Origin of the sequence: Rhizobium vallis, assembly GCF_003985155.1 — a bacterium.
In the GTDB taxonomy this organism is placed as follows: Bacteria; Pseudomonadota; Alphaproteobacteria; order Rhizobiales; family Rhizobiaceae; genus Rhizobium; species Rhizobium vallis.
Genome location: NZ_ML133686.1, coordinates 970017 through 989551, shown reverse-complemented (window position 1 = coordinate 989551; position 19535 = coordinate 970017). Strand labels below are relative to the sequence as shown.

Sequence of the window (19535 nt, the reverse complement as noted above, 5' to 3'; positions counted from 1 at the left end):
GACGCACGGCGCTATGGTGTCGCGCCGGATGTTGACAGCTTATGGGGTCCGCGACGAAGAATGTCTTATGCATCCGTTAACAAATGATGCACTGCACAATGCAAATGTGATGCGTTTCACATCGCGCCGAGATTTAGAATGAATATTCCATTTAAAATTGAATTCTGAAAGCTTACGCCTGTCGTACCACTTGCCAATGCAGGGGAAACATCGGATCGAAGACCGACACGGGACCGGCACCAGTTTCTATCTTGGCGGGAAAGACGACCGGCTCTTCCTGGCGTGACAGGGTGATGCGCTCCTCGTTCGGCGCCAGACTGTACCAGGCCGGTCCGTTCAATGAGGCGAAGGCTTCAAGCCTGTCCAGCGCGCTTTCCTGTTCGAAGACATGGGCAAGGCAGCTCATCGTGTTGATCGAGGTGTAGATGCCGGCGCAGCCGCAGGCGCATTCCTTCAGCGGATCGACATGTGGAGCGGAATCCGTGCCGAGGAAGAAACGCTTGTCGCCGCTGGTGGCCGCCGCGCGCAAGGCCAGCCGGTGGTTTTCGCGCTTGGCGACCGGCAGGCAGTAATAGTGCGGACGGATGCCGCCGACGAGGATGGCGTTGCGGTTGATGATCAGGTGATGGGTGGTGATCGAGCCGGCGAGATTGCCCTTGGCGGCCTTGATGTAATCGACGCCGTCTGCCGTCGTCACATGCTCCATCGTCACCTTCAGCTCCGGCAGGCGCTTCCGCAGCGGATCGAGCACGGTGTCGATGAAGACGGCCTCGCGGTCGAAAATATCGACGTCAGGTGTCGTCACCTCGCCGTGGACGCAGAGCGGCAGACCAATCTCAGCCATGCGCTCCAGCACCGGCATCGCCTTTTCCATGTCGCGTACGCCGCCATGCGAATTGGTGGTGGCGCCGGCGGGATAAAGCTTGACGGCAGTGATGAGGCCGCTTTTGGCGCCCTCCTCCACGTCGTCGGGACTGGTATGTTCTGTGAGATAAAGCGTCATCAGCGGCTGGAAGCGGTGACCTTGCGGCAGGGCCTTGAGGATACGCTCTTTGTAAGCCTTGGCGTCTGATGTCGTGACGACCGGCGGCACGAGATTGGGCATGATGATGGCGCGGGCGAAAGTGCCGCTCGTATCGGCGATCACGCCTTCCAGCATGGCGCCATCGCGCAGATGCAGGTGCCAGTCATCAGGGCGGCGGATGGTGATCGATTGCATGGCAGACCTCCGAAGCGATGCGTCTGCGGTCTCGATAACACTAAAGCGCGTCGCATTGAAATCGATTCATGCGACGCGCTTTAGCTCTTTCATTCATGCATGTCGCTATCCCGGAACCGCTGCACACTTCCCGGCGACATGCATTGGCTTTTACAAGAAAACAATCACTGCCGCATCACGCCAGCGCGATCTCCAGCGTCACATCGGCCGGGCGGCGATTTTCGAGGATCAGCCGGCCGTTCGGCAGGTCGTTGCCGTAGACCTTGGCGCTGGCGGCCTCTTCGCTCAGCTTATAACCGCGCCAGCGCTCCCAAAGGCGCTCTTCCAGCACCTCGATCGGCGGGGCGAGCATGATCGTGAAGTCGAAGATGCCATCGAGTTCAGCCCATTTGCCCTGCGTGAAGAGCAGATAGTTGCCTTCGATGATGATGAAACGATCCTTCGGGTCGATCGGGCGGGCCGAGGCAATCGCAAGCTCGCGCGAGCGGTCGAAGACGGGGACGAGAACTTCCTGATCTGCCGGGCGAACCGCGCGGACGATATCCAGGAAGCCGCGTACATCGAAGGTTTCCGGAATGCCCTTGCGGGCAAGCAGGCCACGTTCAATGAGAACGGCGTTGTCCATGTGGAAACCATCCATGGGCAGCACCGCGACGCTCTCCCCTTTCGCCTTCAACGCGTCGGCGAGATTGTCGGCCATGGTGGATTTGCCGGCACCCGGCGGCCCGGCGATCGCGATCAGGAAACGCCTGGCATCGCCGGCGCGGTCAAGCACCTCGCCGGCGATTTCGTCGATGCGTGCGCTCATGCAGCGACGGGCTCCGTCGGCACCGCCTTGGCGCCGGTCATGAAGGCGACAGCGTCGGACATGGTGTATTCCTTCGGATCGATCACCGTCAGCCGCCGGCCGAGACGGTGGATATGGATCCGGTCGGCCACTTCGAAGACATGCGGCATGTTGTGGGAGATCAGCACGATCGGCAGGCCGCGGGCGCGCACGTCGAGGATCAGTTCCAGCACGCGGCGGCTTTCCTTGACGCCGAGCGCCGCCGTCGGTTCGTCCATGATGATCACCTTCGAGCCGAAGGCGGCGGCGCGAGCCACCGCAACGCCCTGACGCTGGCCGCCGGAGAGCGTTTCCACCGCCTGGTTGATGTTCTGGATGGTCATCAGGCCGAGTTCGGTCAGCTTGTCGCGTGCCAGCTTTTCCATGGCCGGCCGGTCGAGCATGCGGAACAACGACCCGAGGGGACCGGGTTTGCGGATCTCGCGGCCGAGGAACATGTTGTCGGCGATCGACAGCGCTGGCGACAGAGCAAGGTTCTGGTAGACGGTCTCGATGCCGGCTTCGCGTGCCTCCATCGGCGAGCGGAACTGCACCTGCCGGCCTTCGAGCGTGATCACGCCCTCGTCGGGAGTGACCGCACCTGAAATCGCCTTGATCAGCGAGGACTTGCCGGCGCCGTTGTCGCCGATCACGGCGAGGATTTCGCCGGGATAGAGGTCGAAATCGGCATTGTCGAGCGCGGTTACGCGTCCGTAACGCTTGACGAGACCGCGGGCGGTGAGAATGGGTTCGCGAGCCATGGTTACACCGAAACCTTTCTGATCCACTGGTCGATACCGACGGCGGCGATGATCAGCACGCCCGTCAAAAGGACTTTCCATTGCGGGTCGGCGCCAAGCATATTGAGGCCCATCGACACGACACCGACGATCATCGCGCCGAAGAGCGTACCGAGAATGGAGCCGCGGCCGCCGAAGAGCGAGATGCCGCCGATCACGGTCGCAGTGATCGCCTGCAGGTTATAGTCGGTGACCGCCGAGGAGGGTGAGATCGAGCCGTTGCGGCCGATGGAGATCCAGGCGGCGAAGGCAGCGATCACGCCCGATATGGTGTAGACGGTCAGCAGCACCTTCTTGGTCTGAATACCGGAGAGTTTGGCCGCCTCCGGATCGTCGCCGACCGCATAGACATGGCGGCCCCAGGCCGTGTGATTGAGGACGTACCAGAGCAAGAGGACGAGCAACACCATGGCGATGACGCCGAGCGTCAGAACGGCGCTGCCGAGCTTGAAGTTCGCGGCGAAGAGATGCAGCAGTGGCGCCTGTTCGTCGACGTCGGTGTCGCGGATCGTCTCGTTGGCGGAATAGATAAAATTCGTCGCCATGACGATATTCCAGGTGCCGAGCGTGACGATGAAGGGCGGCAGTTTCATGAAGGCGACGAGGGCACCGTTCAGCAAGCCGCACAGGCCGCCGACCAGGAGGCCGGCTATCACCGCGAACGGCGTCGGTATGCCGTAGGTGACGGCGACATTGCCCATGATGACGGCCGAGATCACCATGATGACGCCGATCGAAAGATCGATGCCGGCGGTCAGGATGACCAGCGTCTGGGCAGCGCCGAGAATGCCGACGACAGCGATCTGCTGCAGGATCAGCGTCAGCGTGTATGAAGAGAAGAAGCGCCCGGGAAGCGCAATCCCGAAGATGATGATCGCCAGCAGCAGCACGATCAGCGGCACGGCCGCCGGCGTCGAGTGCAGAAAATGCTGAATCCGCTTTATCAGCGAGACTTTCTGGTGCTCGAAGGACGCGACATTCTTGTCGCTGCCGTCGAGAACGCGTTCGAATTCCTGTGCTCCGGTCATTGTTCCTCCTCCGCATCCGCGCGCCGAATTCGCGCAGAGGCCGTCACCCTTGTTAATCCGTTCGTTGCTTAGCCGGTGGGGCGACGACACATCGTCCGTCCAAAACGGCCGGGGATCAAGCCCCGGCCGTTCTCTCTTTCAAAAGATCGGGCTCAGCCCCAGCACTTGGCAGTGCCTTCCTTGGTGTCGATCGACTTGACGCCGGAGACCGGCTTGTCGGTGACGAGCGAAACGCCGGTGTCGAAGAAGGACTTGCCTTCGGTCGGCTTCGGCTTTTCGCCGCTGTCGGCGAACTTCTTGATCGCCTCGATACCGAGCGACGCCATCAGCAGCGGGTACTGCTGCGAGGTGGCGCCGATGACGCCTTCCTTAACCGACTTCACACCCGGGCAACCGCCGTCGACCGAGACGATCAGCACGTTCTTTTCCATGCCGACGGCCTTCAGCGCCTGGTAGGCACCAACTGCGGCCGGTTCGTTGATCGTGTGGATGACGTTGATGCTCGGATCCTTCTGGAGAAGGTTTTCCATGGCCTTGCGGCCGCCTTCCTCATTGCCGTTGGTCACGTCATGGCCGACGATGCGCTTGTCGTCCTCATCGCCGATCTTGTCCGGGTTCTTCGGGTCGATGCCGAAGCCGATCATGAAGCCCTGGTCGCGCAGAACGTCGACCGTCGGCTGCGACGGGGTCAGGTCGAGGAAGCCGACCTTGGCGTCCTTGGCCTTGTCGCCGAGCGTTTCCTTGGCCCACTGGCCGATCAGCTTGCCGGCGAGCAGGTTGTCGGTGGCGAAAGTGGCGTCGGCGGCATCGGCCGGCTCAAGCGGCGTGTCGAGCGCGATGACCAGCACGCCGGCATCACGCGCCTTCTTGACCGAAGAGACGATGCCCTTGGTGTCGGAGGCGGTGAGCAGGATGCCCTTTGCGCCGTCGGCAATGCAGCTTTCGATCGCCGCGACCTGGCTTTCGCTGTCGCCGTCGACCTTGCCGGCATAGGACTTCAGCGAAACGCCGAGTTCCTTGGCCTTGGCCGTCGCACCTTCCTTCATCTTGACGAAGAAGGGATTGGTGTCGGTCTTGGTGATGAGGCAGGCGGAAACGTCAGCCGCCATCGCCGGAGCGGAAAAAGCGACACCAAGCGCGAGCGCGCCGAAAGCGAGAACTGATTTCTTCATGGACTCCTCCCAGAGTTTGCCGGCACCGCCCCTGCGGTCCGGAACTGCTAAAATGACACTTCGCCGTGGAGCGCCCAAGGCCTCCACAAGCTGTCCCGTGCCCTTGACGATGGCAATTAAGAGCGAAAAGAAATCGGCTTGTCAATAAATAAATCCGATTGAATTATTAATTCGATATGGCATGCTCGGCGCAAATCAGGCATAGGCCAACGATCGGGAGGAGCGGCCATGTCGTCCTTGGATGGACCGGAGCACACACCGGGCCCGCCGCCAATTCTAAATCCGGCCGGAGGTGCGAACCAGGTCAGGGTGCGGGCCTATAACGAACGGCTCGTGCTGTCGCTGGTGCGCCTATACGGCGCGCTGTCGAAGGCCGATATCGCACGCCGCAGCGGGCTTTCGGCGCAGACCGTCTCGGTCATCATGCGGGTCCTGGAAAAGGAAGGGCTGCTTTCGCGGGGCGCACCGGTGCGCGGCCGGGTCGGCCAGCCGTCGATCCCGATGCATCTCAACCCAGACGCCGTCTATTCCTTCGGCCTGAAGATGGGCCGGCGCAGCGCCGATCTGGTGCTGATGGACTTCGTCGGCCGCATCCGCATGCAGTTGCACCAGACCTATGCCTACCCCCTGCCGAACGAGATCCTGGCCTTCGTCACCTCGGGCATCCGGGAGATTGAAGACCGGCTCGATGAGAAGCAGCGCGGGCGCATCGCCGGCCTCGGTATTGCAGCACCTTTCGAGCTCTGGAACTGGGCAGACGAGGTGGGGGCGCCGCCGGGAGCCATGGAGGTCTGGCGGGACGTCGACCTGCAGGCGGAGGTCGCCGCGCGCGTGCCCCATCCGGTCTTCCTGCAGAACGATGCGACCAGTGCCTGCGGGGCCGAACTCGTCTTCGGCGTCGGGCCGTCCTACCCGGATTTCGTCTATTTCTTCATCGGCTCCTTCATCGGCGGCGGCATCGTCCTCAATTCGGCAATTTTTTCCGGCCGCACCGGGACGGCAGGCGCAATCGGGCCGCTGCCCGTGCGCGGCAAGAATGGCGAGACGAAGCAGCTGCTCGAAATAGCCTCGATCTTCGTGCTCGAAAACATGCTGCGCGAGCGCGGCATCGATCCCGAGCCGCTCTGGTATTCCGCCGATGACTGGGTGGATTTCGGCGAGCCCATGGAAACCTGGATCCAGGATACCGCCAAGGCGCTGGCGCAGGCGATCGTGGCGGCTGCCTCGATCGTCGATTTCAGCGCAGCGGTGATCGATGGCGGCTTTCCCAACTGGGTGCGTAGCCGCATCGTGCACGCGACGATCAATGAAGCCGCCAAGCTCGACCTGCAGGGCGTCGTCATGCCCGATATCATCGAGGGCGCGGTCGGCGCCCAGGCGCGTGCCATCGGCGGCGCCAGCCTGCCGATTTTCGCGCGCTACCTGACCGACCAAAACGTACTCTTCAAGGAGGTTGACCATGCTGAAGGAACTTGATCCGCTTTTGAGCCCGGAGCTGCTTTTTACGCTTCGCGCCATGGGCCACGGCGACGAGATCGCCATCGTCGACGGCAATTATCCCGGCGTCGAAGATGCACGCCGTCTGATCCGGCTCGATGGCCACCACCTCATCCCGGTTCTGAACGCCGTGCTCAGCGTGCTGCCGATCGACGATTTCGTGCCCGAAGCGATCTTCCGCTCGACCGTCAAGGCCGAACGCGACAAGCTCGACCCCGTGCATGAGGAGATGATCGCCTGCTGCGCCAAGCACGAGCCCCACCGGCAGGTGGTGCCGCTCGTCGGCCAGGATTTCTATGGCCGGGTAAAGGCCGCCCACGCGCTGATCCAGACCAGCGAGCCCCGGCTCTATGCCAACATCATCCTGCGCAAGGGCGTGATCTATCCGAAGGAATCGGGCACCCACACAGAGGTCGATCCCTTCGTTTATTAGAGCCCGTCAAATCGAGGCGCAGCCTCAATCAGCTTCCAACAGGCGGTCCACTAGTCCTTCTCGTGAACCGGCGTGGCAGGCGGCGCTTCGGCAGCCGCGAGCCGATCGAGGTTTGCGATCAAGCGCGTCAGCAGGTCAACGAGCAGCACGACCTCCCCATCCGTGAAGCCGCTCAGCACCTCCTGATTACCCCGAAGCAAGACGGCAACCGCGTCCGGCAGGCGCGCTTCTGCGGCCTCCGTCAGCGTGATGCGGCTGCTGCGCCGATCGGTCGGGTCGGGCGCACGCTCAATCAGCCCGTCCCGTTCCATGCGGGCAAGCATCTGCGCCATCGGCGGCTGCTCAATCTTGGCGAAGCGGGCAAGATCACGCTGCGTACTTGCCCGGCCATCCTGAAGTGCGACCAGCACCGGCAGATGTCCAACGCCGAAACCAAGCGGCTTCAGCCGCGCTTCGCTGAGACGGGCGAAACCGCGAGCCGCAAGGCTGATCAGGTGTCCTGGCGTCGAGAGTACATCCAAATTCATTCTACCTCACCCATCGTACCTTGCCCTTGCCCGCATCCAGATATATATGTGCATATATAATTGAGTCAGCATCCGCCGCAAGAGCCGCACCAAGCAAGGAGAGACCCAATGGACGATGACGTCAAAACCCTTGAACGCCTTTACGATCGCTTCAACGCGCGGGATATTGACGGGGTGCTGACAGCACTGACCGATGACGTCGCCTGGGCCAACGGCATGGATGGCGGTCATGTCCATGGCCGCGAGGCGATACGGGAATACTGGACGCACCAGTGGGCCATGATCGATCCGCACGTGGAGCCTGTGCGCTTCGATCGAACTCAGGATGGCGCGATCATTGCAGAAGTCCGGCAATCTATCCGCGATCTCCAAGGCAACCCGCTCCAGGAGCAGAGGCACGGTCTCAGGGACAAGACAGTCGGACATGTTTTTCGTTTTCGAGACGGCAAAGTGGCCCGCTTCGACATCGAAGATGCCGCTTAAAGCTTGAAAATCCTTCCGAGCTTCCGACACCTGCCCTGAACGCTCAAATCTCTCCGGTCGACAGGCCCCAGACGTCCGTCAGGACATCATTCAAACGGACTATCTTCAGAGAAAGGCAAACCAATGCCGTGCTCGTGAAGGGTCGACTTATAGTGACTAAGGTAAGACCAAAGCGTATTGCGAAGGTCGTTCAAATCCTCGTAACCCGGCTTTCCGCGACCAACTTTTTCGCATCCGACGTCAGCCTGGCAGCACAAGGCATAGAGGCTGTCACCTTGGACGAGAATACCGGGAAACCTTCGGCCGGGATGGCGCATCACGGCGGCATTGGTCCGGTCCGAAAAAATCTCGACGTCTTCGCTGTGCATCGGTTACTCGCATCATATAGATTGGGTTAAGGAATTTGAGCCTATCCGAACAAGAAGTTAAAGGGTTCTGCGCTTCCGTAAAAGGCTGAACCGCTCAGATCTCCCCGGCCGATGGTCCCCAGACATCCGTCAGGGCGAAACCGCCGGGATGCGGGTCGAAGGGGTCGAGGGCCACCTGGGTCAGGCCGAAGGTGAAACCGCGGCCGGTGATTGTCGGGATAACCGCCGGACGGCCGGCCACTTGGGTCACCGCCTGCAGGCCGACTTCGAATTCCGAGCCGATGATCGACTTCGAAATGAAGGTGTCGCCGACCTTCGCCCTGCCCCTGGCATGAAGGGTAGCAAGATTGGCGGAATTGCCGGTGCCGCAGGGCGAGCGGTCGGCGCGGCCGGGCCACATGGTGGTGCAGGTGCGCACCGTGCCGTCGGCCTCGGTGTCGCGGAACATCACATAGGCAACGCCTGATATCGCCGGGATCTCAGGATGGACAACCTTGATGTCGCGGTTGATCAGTTCCTTGAGAATCATGCCGGCCTGGACGAGACCGGCAGCATTGGCCTTCTCGATCGTCAGACCGATCTGGCCGACATCGACCAGCGCATAGAAAATGCCGCCATAGGAGATATCGGCCTTGATCTTTCCCCAATGCGGCGTCTCGACCCCGACATCAAGCTCATGCACGAAAGACGGCACCATGGTGAGCCTGACCTTCTCGCAGCGCCCGTCGCGGCAGGTTGCCGTCGCCTTGACGAGGCCGGCTGCGGTTTCGAGGGTGACAATGGTCTCCGGCTCCTTCATCTCGACGATGCCGGCTTCGAGCAGGGCCGTGGTCACGCAGATCGAATTCGAGCCGGAGCTCGCATGCGCCTGATCGGGCTGCAGGATGATGAAGGCGGCGTCTGCTTCCGGATGCCGCGCCGGCAGCAGCAGGTTGACGGAGCCGATCGGAGCGCCGCGCGGCTCCAGGCAAAGGAAGCGGCGAAGCTCGTCGCCCTTCGGATCGGTGTTCAGCCAATGCAGCTGGGCGGCGATGGTCTCGCCGGGGATCTTCGGCACGCCGCCGATTGCGACGCGGCCGATCTCGCCTTCGGCATGAACATCCAGCAGCTGGATCGTGCGCTTCCATCTCATATCGAAACCTCCAGATCAGACGTGAATATTGAATTCAAAACAGCATTCAGATTCTAAACCGATCGGCTTGCAATCATCCTGTTCTAGTATCGGTCGATGCGGAACGGGGTCATATCGAGGGACGGTTTCACTCCGGTCACCATATCGGCGATCATTAGCGCTGTCGTTGCCGAAAAGGTCAGGCCGAGATGGCCGTGGCCGGTCGCGTAGAAAACCTCAGGCATCTTCGACGACCGCGAAATGATCGGTATCGTATCCGGCAGCGCCGGGCGATGCCCCATCCATTCCGTCGTCTCCTCGACCTTCAGCCCCGGCAGCGCGCGCTGGGCATGGCGTACCAGCACCCTCGGACGACGGAAATCCGGAGCCGCATCGAGACCGGCGAGTTCGACATTGCCGCCGACGCGGATGCCGCCCGCCGTCGGCGTCACCATAAAGGCGCGATGCGGCCAGATCACCGAATAGCGCATGGAGATGCCCGGCGTCATGATCTGGGTGTGATAGCCGCGCTCGGTTTCGAGCGGGATCGGCTCGCCGAGCTTTTCTGCAAGGAACCGGGTGTGGACGCCGGCGGCCAGCACCACCGAACCCGCCTCGACACGTCTGCCATCCTCGAGGAGAACGACGGCAGTACCATCGCCCTTGCGCTCGATGTTCCTGACGGCCCCGGAGACGAAGGCTGCGCCCGCAGCGATGGCCGCGTCGGCCAGCTTCACCACCAGCTTGTGGGGATCGCGGATCGACTTGTTGTCAGGCAGCAGCACGGCCTTGGCGATCGCCGGCGAAAGGGTAGGCTCGTAATATTGGATGGCGCCGTTGCTCAAGACCTCGAATTCGAGACCGTAGCGCTGCATCATGGCGAGATGGCCACGATCGGCGGCAAATTCCGCCTCGGTCTCGTAGATGGCGAGACAACCTTCCTCCGTCATCAATTCGGGAGCGCCGATCGCCTGCAACATTTCTCGGAAATCGCCGAGCGCCTGGCGCGACAGGCTCATGCCGGCATCCTCAATTTCTCTGAGGCGCGAAGGCCGGCCGGCGGCGAGGAAGCGCAGGAACCAAGGCAAAATCCTGGCCGCATAGGACGGCCGCAGCCAGACCGGGCCTTCGGGATCGAGCAGCCAGCCGGGGATTTTCTTCCAGGTCGAAGGGCCGGAACCGGCGGCAAAATCGAGGGCGATGCTCGCCATATTGCCGAACGAGGCGCCGCGTCCCGGTTCACTCTTGTCGATCAGCGTTGCCTGCAAACCACGCCGCTGCAGCTCGAAGGCGATCGCGGCGCCGATCACGCCCGCGCCGACGACAACAACGTTCTTCTTCGTCTCATCCGCCATGAATCAACCCATCGCACGGCAGACAGAATTGCCGCGGGGATGTGATATATCACAACGGCTGTGATGCCTATGGAATTTTTACTGGCTTTCGGGCAGGCCAGCTCCGACGCTGTCGCCGACCGAACCGACGGTATTGTTCATCGACTGGCCGAGACGTTTCAGCTGGGCGTCATAGTTGCGCCGGGTGCGCGGATCGAAGATCGCGATCGGCGTGCTGACGGCGACGCTGACCGCACTTCCGGCGGTCTGGGCAGCCCCCATCGCCACGGCACCGACGGCCTCGCCGAGACCGACATTGGAATCGGTGATCGTCTGGCCCGCAATCAGCCGGTCGCCGATCAGCTTCACCACCTCAGGGCTTTCGGCGAACTTGCCATGGTTCAGCCGATCGCCGCCCTTGAGCTTGGTGAGGTCAAGCACGGTGATGCCGGCGGCCTCGAGCTTGCTGCGATAGGGTTCGGCGGAGGGATCGATCTGGCCGAGCCGATCGACATTGCCGGAGATGCGCCGCGACAGCGCCAGAGCGCGGTCGTCCTGCGAGACGAAGATGGTAAAGTGCGGCTTTTCCTTGCCGAGGCTCATGAATTGGCGGCCGAAGACATCGACGTCGAGATCCGGCGAGGCAAGGATGACGTTGTTGATCTTAGAGGCGACGTGACCGTTGCGGATCGCCATCTGCCTGAGCGCTTCGACGGTGAGCCAAGTGCCCATTGAATGCGCCATGATGGTGACGTCGCTGACCGCGGGATTGGCGGCGGTGCGGGTCAGCAATTCCTCCAGCGCGTCGCGGGAATAGTTGGTGCTTTCCTTGTCGTAATTATAATCGAAGATGCTGGCACGCGAAGGCCATGTGAAGACGACGGGGGCGACGTCAGCATGGGAATCGTGAACGATCTGCGCGAAGCGGTAGACGGCATCCTCATAACGATTGTTGAAACCGTGCACGAAGACCAGCACGCGGCGGCTTTTCGGCATATGGCTCTTCAGCCAGGTCTCACCCGCCCGCTCGCCTTCCAGCGGATCGACGGATACGGTGACGAAATCCCGCAGCGGATCGGCCGGCAGGCGTTTTGGCCACTGCACCTGGCCGACCTTGCGGTTGGCTTCCGGCGGGATCGAAACATCGACGGCATTGACAGTGAGCCCGGTGCCGCGCTCGCCGGAGAAAAGCACAGCGGGATTGTCGTCGGCAGCGCGCGTCGTCGCCACGAGAAGATCGACCTTCGACGTGCCGGGCGGCACGGTGCCGGCCGCCTGCATGACGCCGATCGGCCTGCCGCCGCAGCCGGCGATGACAACCGTTGCAACCAGAAGAGCTGTCAGAGCCGAATGCGAGGCGCGCCATTTGCCGATCATGACCAAACTCCAACCGGTTCATGCGCCGGACAGGCTGCACACGTTCAAATAGTCCGACGTCGCTTGCCGAGTCAAACCGGATGAGATGGAAAGCTTTGGGGGAAAAGAAAAGAGCCCGGCGCGGGAGGAGGTGCGCCAGGCTCTTGATCCTGACTGACAACTGGGAGGAGGAGTGTTGTCAGTCCGATGTAAGAGCGCTGGGAGGAGGAGTGCGCTGCTTACGAAGATAGTAATACCTAATTCATTCGATGGAGAACAGCGAAAATACCGCAATGCAGCAATGCATATAGCGCAAGGCTTGCCTCCAAAATAACAGGTCAACGCCTCATTTTACAGCATGTTTGACCAGGTGGTCAAAATTCTGCTGAAAAATGTGGCCCCGGGAAGTTTGCGCCCGCCCCTCATCCCGCAGCCGCCCCCTCTCCCCGTTTCCACAGGGAGAAGGTTAGGGTGAGGCGCAGCCACTAGCGCAAACCGGACTGCGTTGGCGCTTCCATCAAGCTGCCTTGAAGACCTTCCGCCCCTCGGCATCGAGAGCGGAGAACTCACCGTCTGACAGCGTGATATCAACCGCCGCGACATTTTCCTCGAGATGCTTGACCTTGGAGGTGCCGGGGATCGGCAGCATCACAGGGCTGCGCTTCAGCACCCAGGCAAGCGCGATCTGGCTTGGCGCGGCGCCATGTTTTCTGGCGATCGTATCGAGCAACGAGCCCGGCTTGGCGAGATCGCCGGCGGCGAGCGGATACCACGGGATGAAGCCGATATTGTGCTTGGCGCAATAATCGAGCACGTCCTCGCTGGTGCGATCGACGAGGTTGTAGCGGTTCTGAACGGTCGCGACTTTGAAATGCTTCGAGGCAGCCTCGATCTCGGCAACGGAAACTTCGCTCAAGCCCGCATGACGGATGAGGCCGGCATCGAGCAGCGATTTGATCGCGTCGAATTGCTCCTTGGCCGGCACCTTGGGGTCGATCCGGTGAAGCTGCCAGAGATCGATCTGCTCGACGCCGAGATTGCGCAGGCTCTTATGCGCCTGCTGGATCAGGTATTCAGGCCGGCCGACCGGCAGCCAGATATCAGGACCGTGACGGGTCAGGCCGCCCTTCGTTGCGACGATGGACTTGCCACCATAGGGATGCAGCGCTTCTCTGATCAGCCATTCGGAGACATCCGGACCATAGGAATCGGCCGTATCGATGAAGTTGACGCCGAGCTCCGGCAGGCGCTTCAGCGTGCGGATGGATTCGTCGTGATCGGCAGGCTCGCCCCAGATGCCCTTGCCGGTGACGCGCATGGCGCCGAAACCGAGACGGTTGATCTCGATATCGCCGCCGATCTTGAAGGTGCCTGACTTGGCCGCATTGTAATTGGACATGGTCTTTCCTCTCTCGGTCAATGAAATCGTTCTAAATCGGTGGAACTGTCGGAAGCGGGAAATGCCTCCGCGTTCGAAATTTCCGCCCGATCGACAGCAACGCCCGGCTGGTGATGACCCGCCCATCGAGGTGATATCGAGAAATGTGGCTGCTTGTGACGCTTGCACATATAGGACGGCGCCGACCGGATAACAGTGATGGGGCTGAAAATCGCGATCGAATTGACGGCTTGGTCACGGTGAAACCGGATAGCGAATTTCACCTACGGCCGGCTGCGCCGCATGAGATGATGCCGATGCTCAGCTGACCTGCGTCAAGATCTGTTCTTCGCCTGGTCGCCGAATTCCGCCAGCATCTTCCAGAGCTCGGCGAAAGTCTCGTGGACAAGATCCTGCAGCGAGGCACCCGGCGGGCGCTGCTGCCAGAGTTCGCCGCCGACGCGCATCGCGCCGATGATGATCGCGGCGAGCATGCGCATGCGGGGCTGCTCTTGCGGATCGTTTCCCTTGCGCAAAAGCAGCGCCTCGGTAAGCTTCTGCTCAAGCTTGGCATATTTCAGCTGATCGCGAGCCTTGAGCGCTGGGGTGCGATGAATGAGCTCATGAAGCGCCAAGCCGCTCTCATCTATCGTGCCGGCAACAGTTGCCGTGATCGCCGCCTCCACCGCCTTGACGGACGATTCTTCCACAGGCCTCGCCGCGACCGCCGCCATCAGGCGATCAGCAAAGGAATCCTGCCAGGCGAAAACGACCTCTTCCTTCGACGGGAAATAATCGAAGAAACTGCGCTTGGAGACATCGGCAGCCTCGGTGATGTCCTCGATCGTCGTGGCTTCAAAGCCGCGCCCCAAGAAGAGAGCCATGGCGGCCTGCTCGATGCGCTCGCGCGTCTGCCGCCGTTTGCGTTCCCGCCTGCCTTCCGTCGTCTTCGTCTGCTTGTTCTCAGTCATTCCCGCCCGACGATACTATTCAGCCGCCCGCTTCATTGGAGAAGGCGGCGACATCGTCGATCTCGGCTTCGCTCTTCCGATACCTCAGACGCTCGCGCGAAAGCTCCAGCGGCTCGCGGCGTGAAATCCTGTAGACCGAGGCCGGCGGCAGATTGCGCACGGTGCCGCCGATGCGCATCGCCTCCAATCCAAGACGATCGAGTATCGGCCGAGGCACCGGGCAACGCGGGCCATAGGTAAACTGATAGACGGCCCCGCCCGGCCGCATATAGGTGAAGACGCCAGCCATGATCGCGGCGATCTTGTCCGGCGACATGGACAGCAGGGGCAGGCCGCTGACAACGGCGCCGACCGGCTCGCCCTCGAAGATATCGGCCTCGGCGAGATGGGCTGCATCCATCTGCAGGAGCCGCGCCGTAGGGAAACGCGACTGCAGCGCTCCGATGAATTCCGGGCCATACTCGATCAGCGTCAGATCGGCCTCACTGACCCCGCGCGCCAGGAGCGCGCGGGTGAACACGCCCGTTCCCGGGCCGAGCTCGATGATCGGCCCGTCCAGCGCTGCAATTTCACTCGTCATGATCCTGGCAAGCGAATCGCCCGACGGCGCGATGGCGGCGACCCGAAGGGGATTGCTGATCCAGGAGCGGAAAAAATGCAGGAAATCGGAGCATGCAGTCTTTGCGATCATGATTGTCCCACCTGTCTGAAATTCGATTGATTATGAATGCGACCATCGCGGCTAGCATGGCAATTCCAAGGCAAACAGCGCTCCGCACCCCTGTTTCCACGACCTTTCTCTATCAGCATTTAGTGTATTTTTGCATTTAATGCAATATTTATTGAAGCAGGCCGCAAAGCAGCAGACTTTTCTGGAGGCGCAAGGCTCGCCGAACTTGCAAAGACCCCTGCCCCAGGCTTCCGGCCTATTGGAACGAAAAAGGCGGCCCTGGGCCGCCTTTCACGAACGCCGCGGCGTCCTCAGTAGTTGCAGCTGGAGCTGCTCGTCGGGTTGAAGCCGAGCTTGCAATCCATGTTCAGCGGCTTCTTCGATCGCATCATGTAAGGCATCGTCGAATCAGTGTCTGCGTTGCGCTGGCCGATCGAACCGGTCGTGCGCCTGTCGTGCTGTATTCTGGTCCCGTCCTGGGAAACCGGACGCTCGGCTGCGGGCTGTTCGACAGCGCTTGACTGAAGCGGAGCCGCTCCGGCCGAGAAAGCCGAGAGGCCGAGGATTGCGCCGAAGGCAGCGGCCATCAGGCCGCTCTTGAGGATAATGGTCATTTTCTTCTCCTTGGGAGGATTCAGGGAATTTACGCCGAGGAGTTAGGAAGCGGATCTGTCACATACTACGGCGCCACAAGGGAGGTCACAGAGTTGTGAGCGGCGCCCCGATCATGAAAAAGGCGACCGGTGGCCGCCTCTTTCATTTGCCGGCTCAATAGCCGTTATCACACGGCATGCTTCCGGGCCCGATCGATCCTGAAAACGTAGGGTTGCACATCGTCGCGGGTGCAGGCTTATTCACCGGCTGACGGACGACGGAGCCCGTGGTGCCTGCCTCGACGCCGAACGCGGCAAGCGGATACCAATAGCCATCGGAATGACGGCGCGTTCCGGGACGCTCCGTACGGAAGCCTCGATACCCGTTCCAAATGCCGGCATGATCTTCATTCTGCACCATTTTTACATCTACGACAGCGGGCGCCGAAGCCAGCTGAACGGGCGCTGCCTGCGCCGGGGCGGCCGGCGCGAGGGCAAGAAGGGCACAGATTGAGACGGTGGAAAAAACAATATTGGGCATTTTCATGATAAACCCTCCTTCGTGGATTTATGTCAGAAAAATGCCTTCTCGGCCTGCGGAGTTCCACCGTTCGGCGCAACTTCCAAAACTCGTGATTGCAAGCGATCTGGCGTGACTAAATCGCCTAAAAACGTGAAAAGTCGCGATTGGAGGAAGCGTTCGCAGAGCCTTCGGGCAGCCTTGCTACGAAACGTGAATTCTCTGTTCTCAATTCGCGTATAATGGCCGGTAGCCCTGGCCGGAGATGCAGGCCACATATTGCCTGTGAGCTGCGGCACGCGCGATCGTTTCCGCATCCAGATCATCGGCCTGCGCGTATCCCGTCAGTTGCGCGCGCAACTGATATTGCTTCCTCGCCTCGTCATACATGGCGTTGCCGTCGGTCACGCAAATACTGTTTGCGACGCTCGCCGGATTAACCGGCACACCGATCGCCAGGAGCACGGGCTCGTTCGCATGGTCGATGCAGCCGGCGAGAGCCGCCATCATGGCCACGACACCCAAAGCCCGAAAAATTCCCAACGCCATTGCATTCCTCCGGCCGACACGCCCGCAAATCATCAGACCCGCAGATACATCAGGAAGATTGCGCGAAACTAGGCTGGCGGTAAAACCAGCGTCACCGCCCAACAACTTCGGAATGGCATGCGCTGTGAAACAACAATGAGTTGCACAACAGCAGGAAGCGTCTAGAGTTTCCAGCACCGATCCTAATAGAGCGGGATCAGAGCTTCATCATCAAGGGTATCGTGATGAGCAAGGACGAAGGCCAGGCACCGAAGAAATCGTTTCTGGAGCGCATGACGGGTACGACCGCCCAGATCACCGCGCTGCTGATCGCCCTGACCGCGTTGCTCACGCAAATTCCAAGTCTGACCAAGACCGGCCACGACGCCGTCTGCGCCATGCTTTCCTGTTCCGGGGAATCCGCGCAATCAGCGGTCAACGGCAACTCGGACGCGCCGCTGCCATCAGGGGATTCCAATAGCAAGCTACAGGCGCTGGAAGCGGTAGGGATCAGCCGTGGCGTGATTCAGCCGGACTGGCTCAACAATGAGTATAGTCCTTATCCCTTCATCGGGGACGCGCTGCTAAAGCTGCTGGATGGCAAACGCCTCGTCCGACCCGTCGCGATAGACACGGTCGTCGGAACCTATGAGTACCAGACCAAATCGCCGCGCAGCGCCGCCGAAGTCGATCTCAAACATCTGAAGGCGTCGGTGGTCATGACCTACAACGAGACCTACGGCGAGACGCAAAGCGATTTCCAGGCGCTGCTTCGCACGCGTTAGGAAAACGGCCGACAGCGCCCGGTTTCCGGGATGCCTGAACAATCATTTTAAGCATTGAAAGAAATGGCGCACCCGAAGAGATTCGAACTCCTGACCCCCAGATTCGTAGTCTGGTGCTCTATCCAGCTGAGCTACGGGTGCGCTTGCAGAAGCGGCCGTGCCGCTTGCGTGGGCGGTTCTCTAAAGGGTCCTTTCGGACAATGCAAGAGCATTTCTGAAAAAATCGCGTGTTTGTATGCTGGCGGCCGGCGCGTTGCGAAACCGTCTCACTTTTCCAAGTTTGCCCGGCTGCGGTAATCCTCCAGCGAAACCGGGCGATCGGGGATCTCGATGCGGAACTGCGTGCCGACCGTCGGTTTTTCCACAAGCGCTATCGTGCCGCCATGGGCGAGCACCAGCTCGCGAGCGATCGTCAGGCCGAGGCCTGTGCCGCCGGAGCGGGCAGAACCGCGGAAGGCGGCAAAGAGGTTCTGGCGCGCCTTCAACGGCATGCCGGGGCCGGTATCATCCACGGTGATGCTGACGACGCTGCCGACGCGCTGGGCCGACACGGTGATGCGCCTGATAGAACCCGGGCCGCCCTCGCCCGGCGACGTCAGCGCCTGCAGCGCGTTGCGGCAGAGATTGTGGATGACGCGGAAAAGCTGCTCGCTATCGGCATCGACCTCGAGATCGGCGCCGATCTGCTCTGCGAATTCGATACCGGTCTGCGGCTCGATCGCCAGAATATCTTTGACCTCCTGGGTCAACTCCAACAGGTGGATGCGGCGGCGGCGCGGCGCCGATTCGCTCGCCTTGCCATAAGACAGCACCTCGGTGGTGTAGCCGACCGCGCGGTCGATGGTGCGCAGGAGCTTCGGCGCAAAGCTTTTGACCATGGGATCGTCGACGTCGACCAGCCGGTCCGACATCAGCTGTGCGGAAGCCAGGATATTGCGCATGTCGTGATTGATCTTGGAAACGGCAAGCCCGAGCGCGGCAAGGTTCTTCTGCTGCTTCAGGGTTTTCTGCAGCTCCATCTGCATCGAAGTGAGGTTGCGACCAGCCACCGCCAGCTCGTCACGGCCACCGTCGCCGATATAGACATGGGCCGGGTTCTCAGGATCGGAAGAGAATTGCTGCATGCTGCCGGTCAGCCGGCGGATCGGACCAATGAGGATGCGGTTGATCGCAAAAAAGATCAGCGTCGCCGTGAAAAGCGAGATCAGCACTGACAAGAGGAGGACATTGCGGGAATAGAAGAACATCGCCGTGCGCAGCGGCCTGTCCTTCATCACCACCTCCACGCCGGTGTTGGTGTCGCCGACAGGCCCATAGACGCGGATCATCCTGTTGCCGCCGAAGACCAAGGTGTCGAGTGCATCTCCTATTGCCGTCAGCGGCGGCACGTCGGTCAGATCGTAGGATTCGTCGACCGAGGTCGGCATGTCGGTCGTCGCAAGCAGCCGCGACGTGCCCTCCTTGCGCAGGACGATCGCCTTGGTGCCGGTCGCCTCCAGCGTCTCCTTCTGCAGCGCGCGCGGCAGTTCGATCGGCTGCAGCCCGTCGATGACGATGGCGGCGGCAGCGGCCGTGTTCAGCCTCTCCTGCAGCCAGCGCAGGCGCATGCTGGCGACCGAGGGGAAGAAGATCAGCACTTCGGCGAGCATGATGAAGAAGACGGTGAGCCAGAGCAGCTTGCCGGATAAGCCGCCGAACATGCCGGCGGACGGGCATCGTGCCCTTACGGCCTCGCCGGCCGTCGGGATTTCCGCGGAAGGATTGTCGCCCTGGTCTCGAACCGGCATTCTGGTCTCGCCCGATCGGCGGCACGCAGCCGCCCTCACCATTGGAGCTCTATATTAGACCAATACGCTCCGCTTTCAAATCTTTGCGAGCAGCGTCACGTCGCCACAAAGAAAACGCGGCCCGGAGGAAGGCCTCTCCACAACCCCTC

The 19535-nt window shown here is 61.2% G+C and carries 21 protein-coding genes and 1 tRNA gene; 4 read left to right on the top strand and 18 right to left on the bottom strand.

Going from position 1 to position 19535, the window contains the following annotated elements; all coding sequences use genetic code 11:
- Positions 1 to 172: 172 nt before the first annotated feature.
- The 5 genes from pyrC to EFQ99_RS04930 all read right to left on the bottom strand — a co-directional run bounded on the left by pyrC (position 173) and on the right by EFQ99_RS04930 (position 5045).
- Positions 173 to 1219, bottom strand: coding sequence for a dihydroorotase (gene pyrC / locus EFQ99_RS04950; RefSeq protein WP_126919507.1), 1047 nt, complete (start codon positions 1217 to 1219; stop codon positions 173 to 175).
- A 175-nt stretch (positions 1220 to 1394) separates the two neighbouring features.
- Positions 1395 to 2027 carry a nucleoside triphosphate hydrolase gene (locus EFQ99_RS04945; RefSeq protein WP_126919506.1) on the bottom strand — a complete coding sequence of 211 codons (633 nt, stop codon included), beginning with the start codon at positions 2025 to 2027 and terminating at the stop codon, positions 1395 to 1397.
- Positions 2024 to 2806, bottom strand: coding sequence for an ATP-binding cassette domain-containing protein (locus tag EFQ99_RS04940; RefSeq protein WP_126919505.1), 783 nt, complete (start codon positions 2804 to 2806; stop codon positions 2024 to 2026). Before EFQ99_RS04940 ends, EFQ99_RS04945 begins: the two co-directional genes overlap by 4 nt.
- A 2-nt stretch (positions 2807 to 2808) precedes the next feature.
- Positions 2809 to 3873 carry an ABC transporter permease gene (locus EFQ99_RS04935; protein ID WP_126919504.1) on the bottom strand — a complete coding sequence of 355 codons (1065 nt, stop codon included), beginning with the start codon at positions 3871 to 3873 and terminating at the stop codon, positions 2809 to 2811.
- A gap of 152 nt (positions 3874 to 4025) precedes the next feature.
- Entirely contained in the window at positions 4026 to 5045 is a 1020-nt protein-coding gene (locus EFQ99_RS04930; RefSeq protein WP_126919503.1) for a sugar ABC transporter substrate-binding protein, read from the bottom strand.
- Positions 5046 to 5273: 228 nt separating this feature from the next.
- Here EFQ99_RS04930 and EFQ99_RS04925 point away from each other — a divergent pair, with 228 nt between their 5' ends.
- Positions 5274 to 6521 carry an ROK family transcriptional regulator gene (locus EFQ99_RS04925; RefSeq protein ID WP_126919502.1) on the top strand — a complete coding sequence of 416 codons (1248 nt, stop codon included), beginning with the start codon at positions 5274 to 5276 and terminating at the stop codon, positions 6519 to 6521.
- A complete protein-coding gene (locus EFQ99_RS04920) occupies positions 6505 to 6975 on the top strand; it encodes an RbsD/FucU family protein (protein WP_126919501.1) in 471 nt (156 codons plus the stop codon). Before EFQ99_RS04925 ends, EFQ99_RS04920 begins: the two co-directional genes overlap by 17 nt.
- Positions 6976 to 7025: 50 nt before the next feature.
- Here the strand turns inward: EFQ99_RS04920 and EFQ99_RS04915 are convergent, their stop codons facing one another.
- Complete coding sequence (locus EFQ99_RS04915; protein ID WP_126919500.1) at positions 7026 to 7502, bottom strand: MarR family winged helix-turn-helix transcriptional regulator; 477 nt, start codon at positions 7500 to 7502, stop codon at positions 7026 to 7028.
- A gap of 108 nt (positions 7503 to 7610) precedes the next feature.
- On the opposite strand from EFQ99_RS04915, the gene EFQ99_RS04910 reads away from it, so the two are divergent.
- Entirely contained in the window at positions 7611 to 7985 is a 375-nt protein-coding gene (locus EFQ99_RS04910) for a nuclear transport factor 2 family protein (RefSeq protein ID WP_126919499.1), read from the top strand.
- An 86-nt stretch (positions 7986 to 8071) separates the two neighbouring features.
- Here the strand turns inward: EFQ99_RS04910 and EFQ99_RS04905 are convergent, their stop codons facing one another.
- The 10 genes from EFQ99_RS04905 to EFQ99_RS04860 all read right to left on the bottom strand — a co-directional run bounded on the left by EFQ99_RS04905 (position 8072) and on the right by EFQ99_RS04860 (position 16835).
- A complete protein-coding gene (locus EFQ99_RS04905) occupies positions 8072 to 8353 on the bottom strand; it encodes a DUF6959 family protein (protein ID WP_126919498.1) in 282 nt (93 codons plus the stop codon).
- 94 nt (positions 8354 to 8447) lie between these two features.
- Positions 8448 to 9485 (bottom strand): 4-hydroxyproline epimerase, encoded by a 1038-nt coding sequence (locus EFQ99_RS04900; RefSeq protein WP_126919497.1) that lies wholly within the window; start codon positions 9483 to 9485, stop codon positions 8448 to 8450.
- Positions 9486 to 9568: 83 nt separating this feature from the next.
- On the bottom strand, positions 9569 to 10819 hold the full coding sequence (locus EFQ99_RS04895) for an NAD(P)/FAD-dependent oxidoreductase (protein ID WP_126919496.1): 1251 nt from the start codon (positions 10817 to 10819) through the stop codon (positions 9569 to 9571).
- Between the two features lie 78 nt (positions 10820 to 10897).
- Positions 10898 to 12175: an alpha/beta hydrolase gene (locus tag EFQ99_RS04890; RefSeq protein WP_126919495.1), complete on the bottom strand. Its 1278-nt coding sequence runs from the start codon at positions 12173 to 12175 to the stop codon at positions 10898 to 10900.
- Between the two features lie 496 nt (positions 12176 to 12671).
- Positions 12672 to 13553 carry an aldo/keto reductase gene (locus EFQ99_RS04885; protein WP_126919494.1) on the bottom strand — a complete coding sequence of 294 codons (882 nt, stop codon included), beginning with the start codon at positions 13551 to 13553 and terminating at the stop codon, positions 12672 to 12674.
- Positions 13554 to 13867: 314 nt separating this feature from the next.
- Positions 13868 to 14503, bottom strand: a complete 636-nt coding sequence (locus EFQ99_RS04880; RefSeq protein WP_126919493.1) for a TetR family transcriptional regulator — start codon at positions 14501 to 14503, stop codon at positions 13868 to 13870.
- A gap of 19 nt (positions 14504 to 14522) precedes the next feature.
- Positions 14523 to 15194 carry a class I SAM-dependent methyltransferase gene (locus tag EFQ99_RS04875; protein ID WP_126919492.1) on the bottom strand — a complete coding sequence of 224 codons (672 nt, stop codon included), beginning with the start codon at positions 15192 to 15194 and terminating at the stop codon, positions 14523 to 14525.
- A gap of 290 nt (positions 15195 to 15484) precedes the next feature.
- Complete coding sequence (locus EFQ99_RS04870) at positions 15485 to 15787, bottom strand: hypothetical protein (RefSeq protein ID WP_126919491.1); 303 nt, start codon at positions 15785 to 15787, stop codon at positions 15485 to 15487.
- 154 nt (positions 15788 to 15941) lie between these two features.
- On the bottom strand, positions 15942 to 16313 hold the full coding sequence (locus tag EFQ99_RS04865) for a cell surface protein (protein ID WP_126919490.1): 372 nt from the start codon (positions 16311 to 16313) through the stop codon (positions 15942 to 15944).
- A gap of 201 nt (positions 16314 to 16514) precedes the next feature.
- Complete coding sequence (locus EFQ99_RS04860) at positions 16515 to 16835, bottom strand: hypothetical protein (RefSeq protein ID WP_126919489.1); 321 nt, start codon at positions 16833 to 16835, stop codon at positions 16515 to 16517.
- A 224-nt stretch (positions 16836 to 17059) separates the two neighbouring features.
- Between EFQ99_RS04860 and EFQ99_RS04855 the strand changes: the two genes are divergently transcribed.
- Positions 17060 to 17599, top strand: a complete 540-nt coding sequence (locus EFQ99_RS04855; RefSeq protein WP_126919488.1) for a hypothetical protein — start codon at positions 17060 to 17062, stop codon at positions 17597 to 17599.
- A gap of 64 nt (positions 17600 to 17663) precedes the next feature.
- Here EFQ99_RS04855 and EFQ99_RS04850 read toward each other — a convergent pair.
- Positions 17664 to 17740 (bottom strand) — tRNA-Arg (locus EFQ99_RS04850).
- Between the two features lie 125 nt (positions 17741 to 17865).
- On the bottom strand, positions 17866 to 19386 hold the full coding sequence (locus tag EFQ99_RS04845) for an ATP-binding protein (RefSeq protein WP_126919487.1): 1521 nt from the start codon (positions 19384 to 19386) through the stop codon (positions 17866 to 17868).
- Between the last annotated feature and the right edge of the window lie 149 nt (positions 19387 to 19535).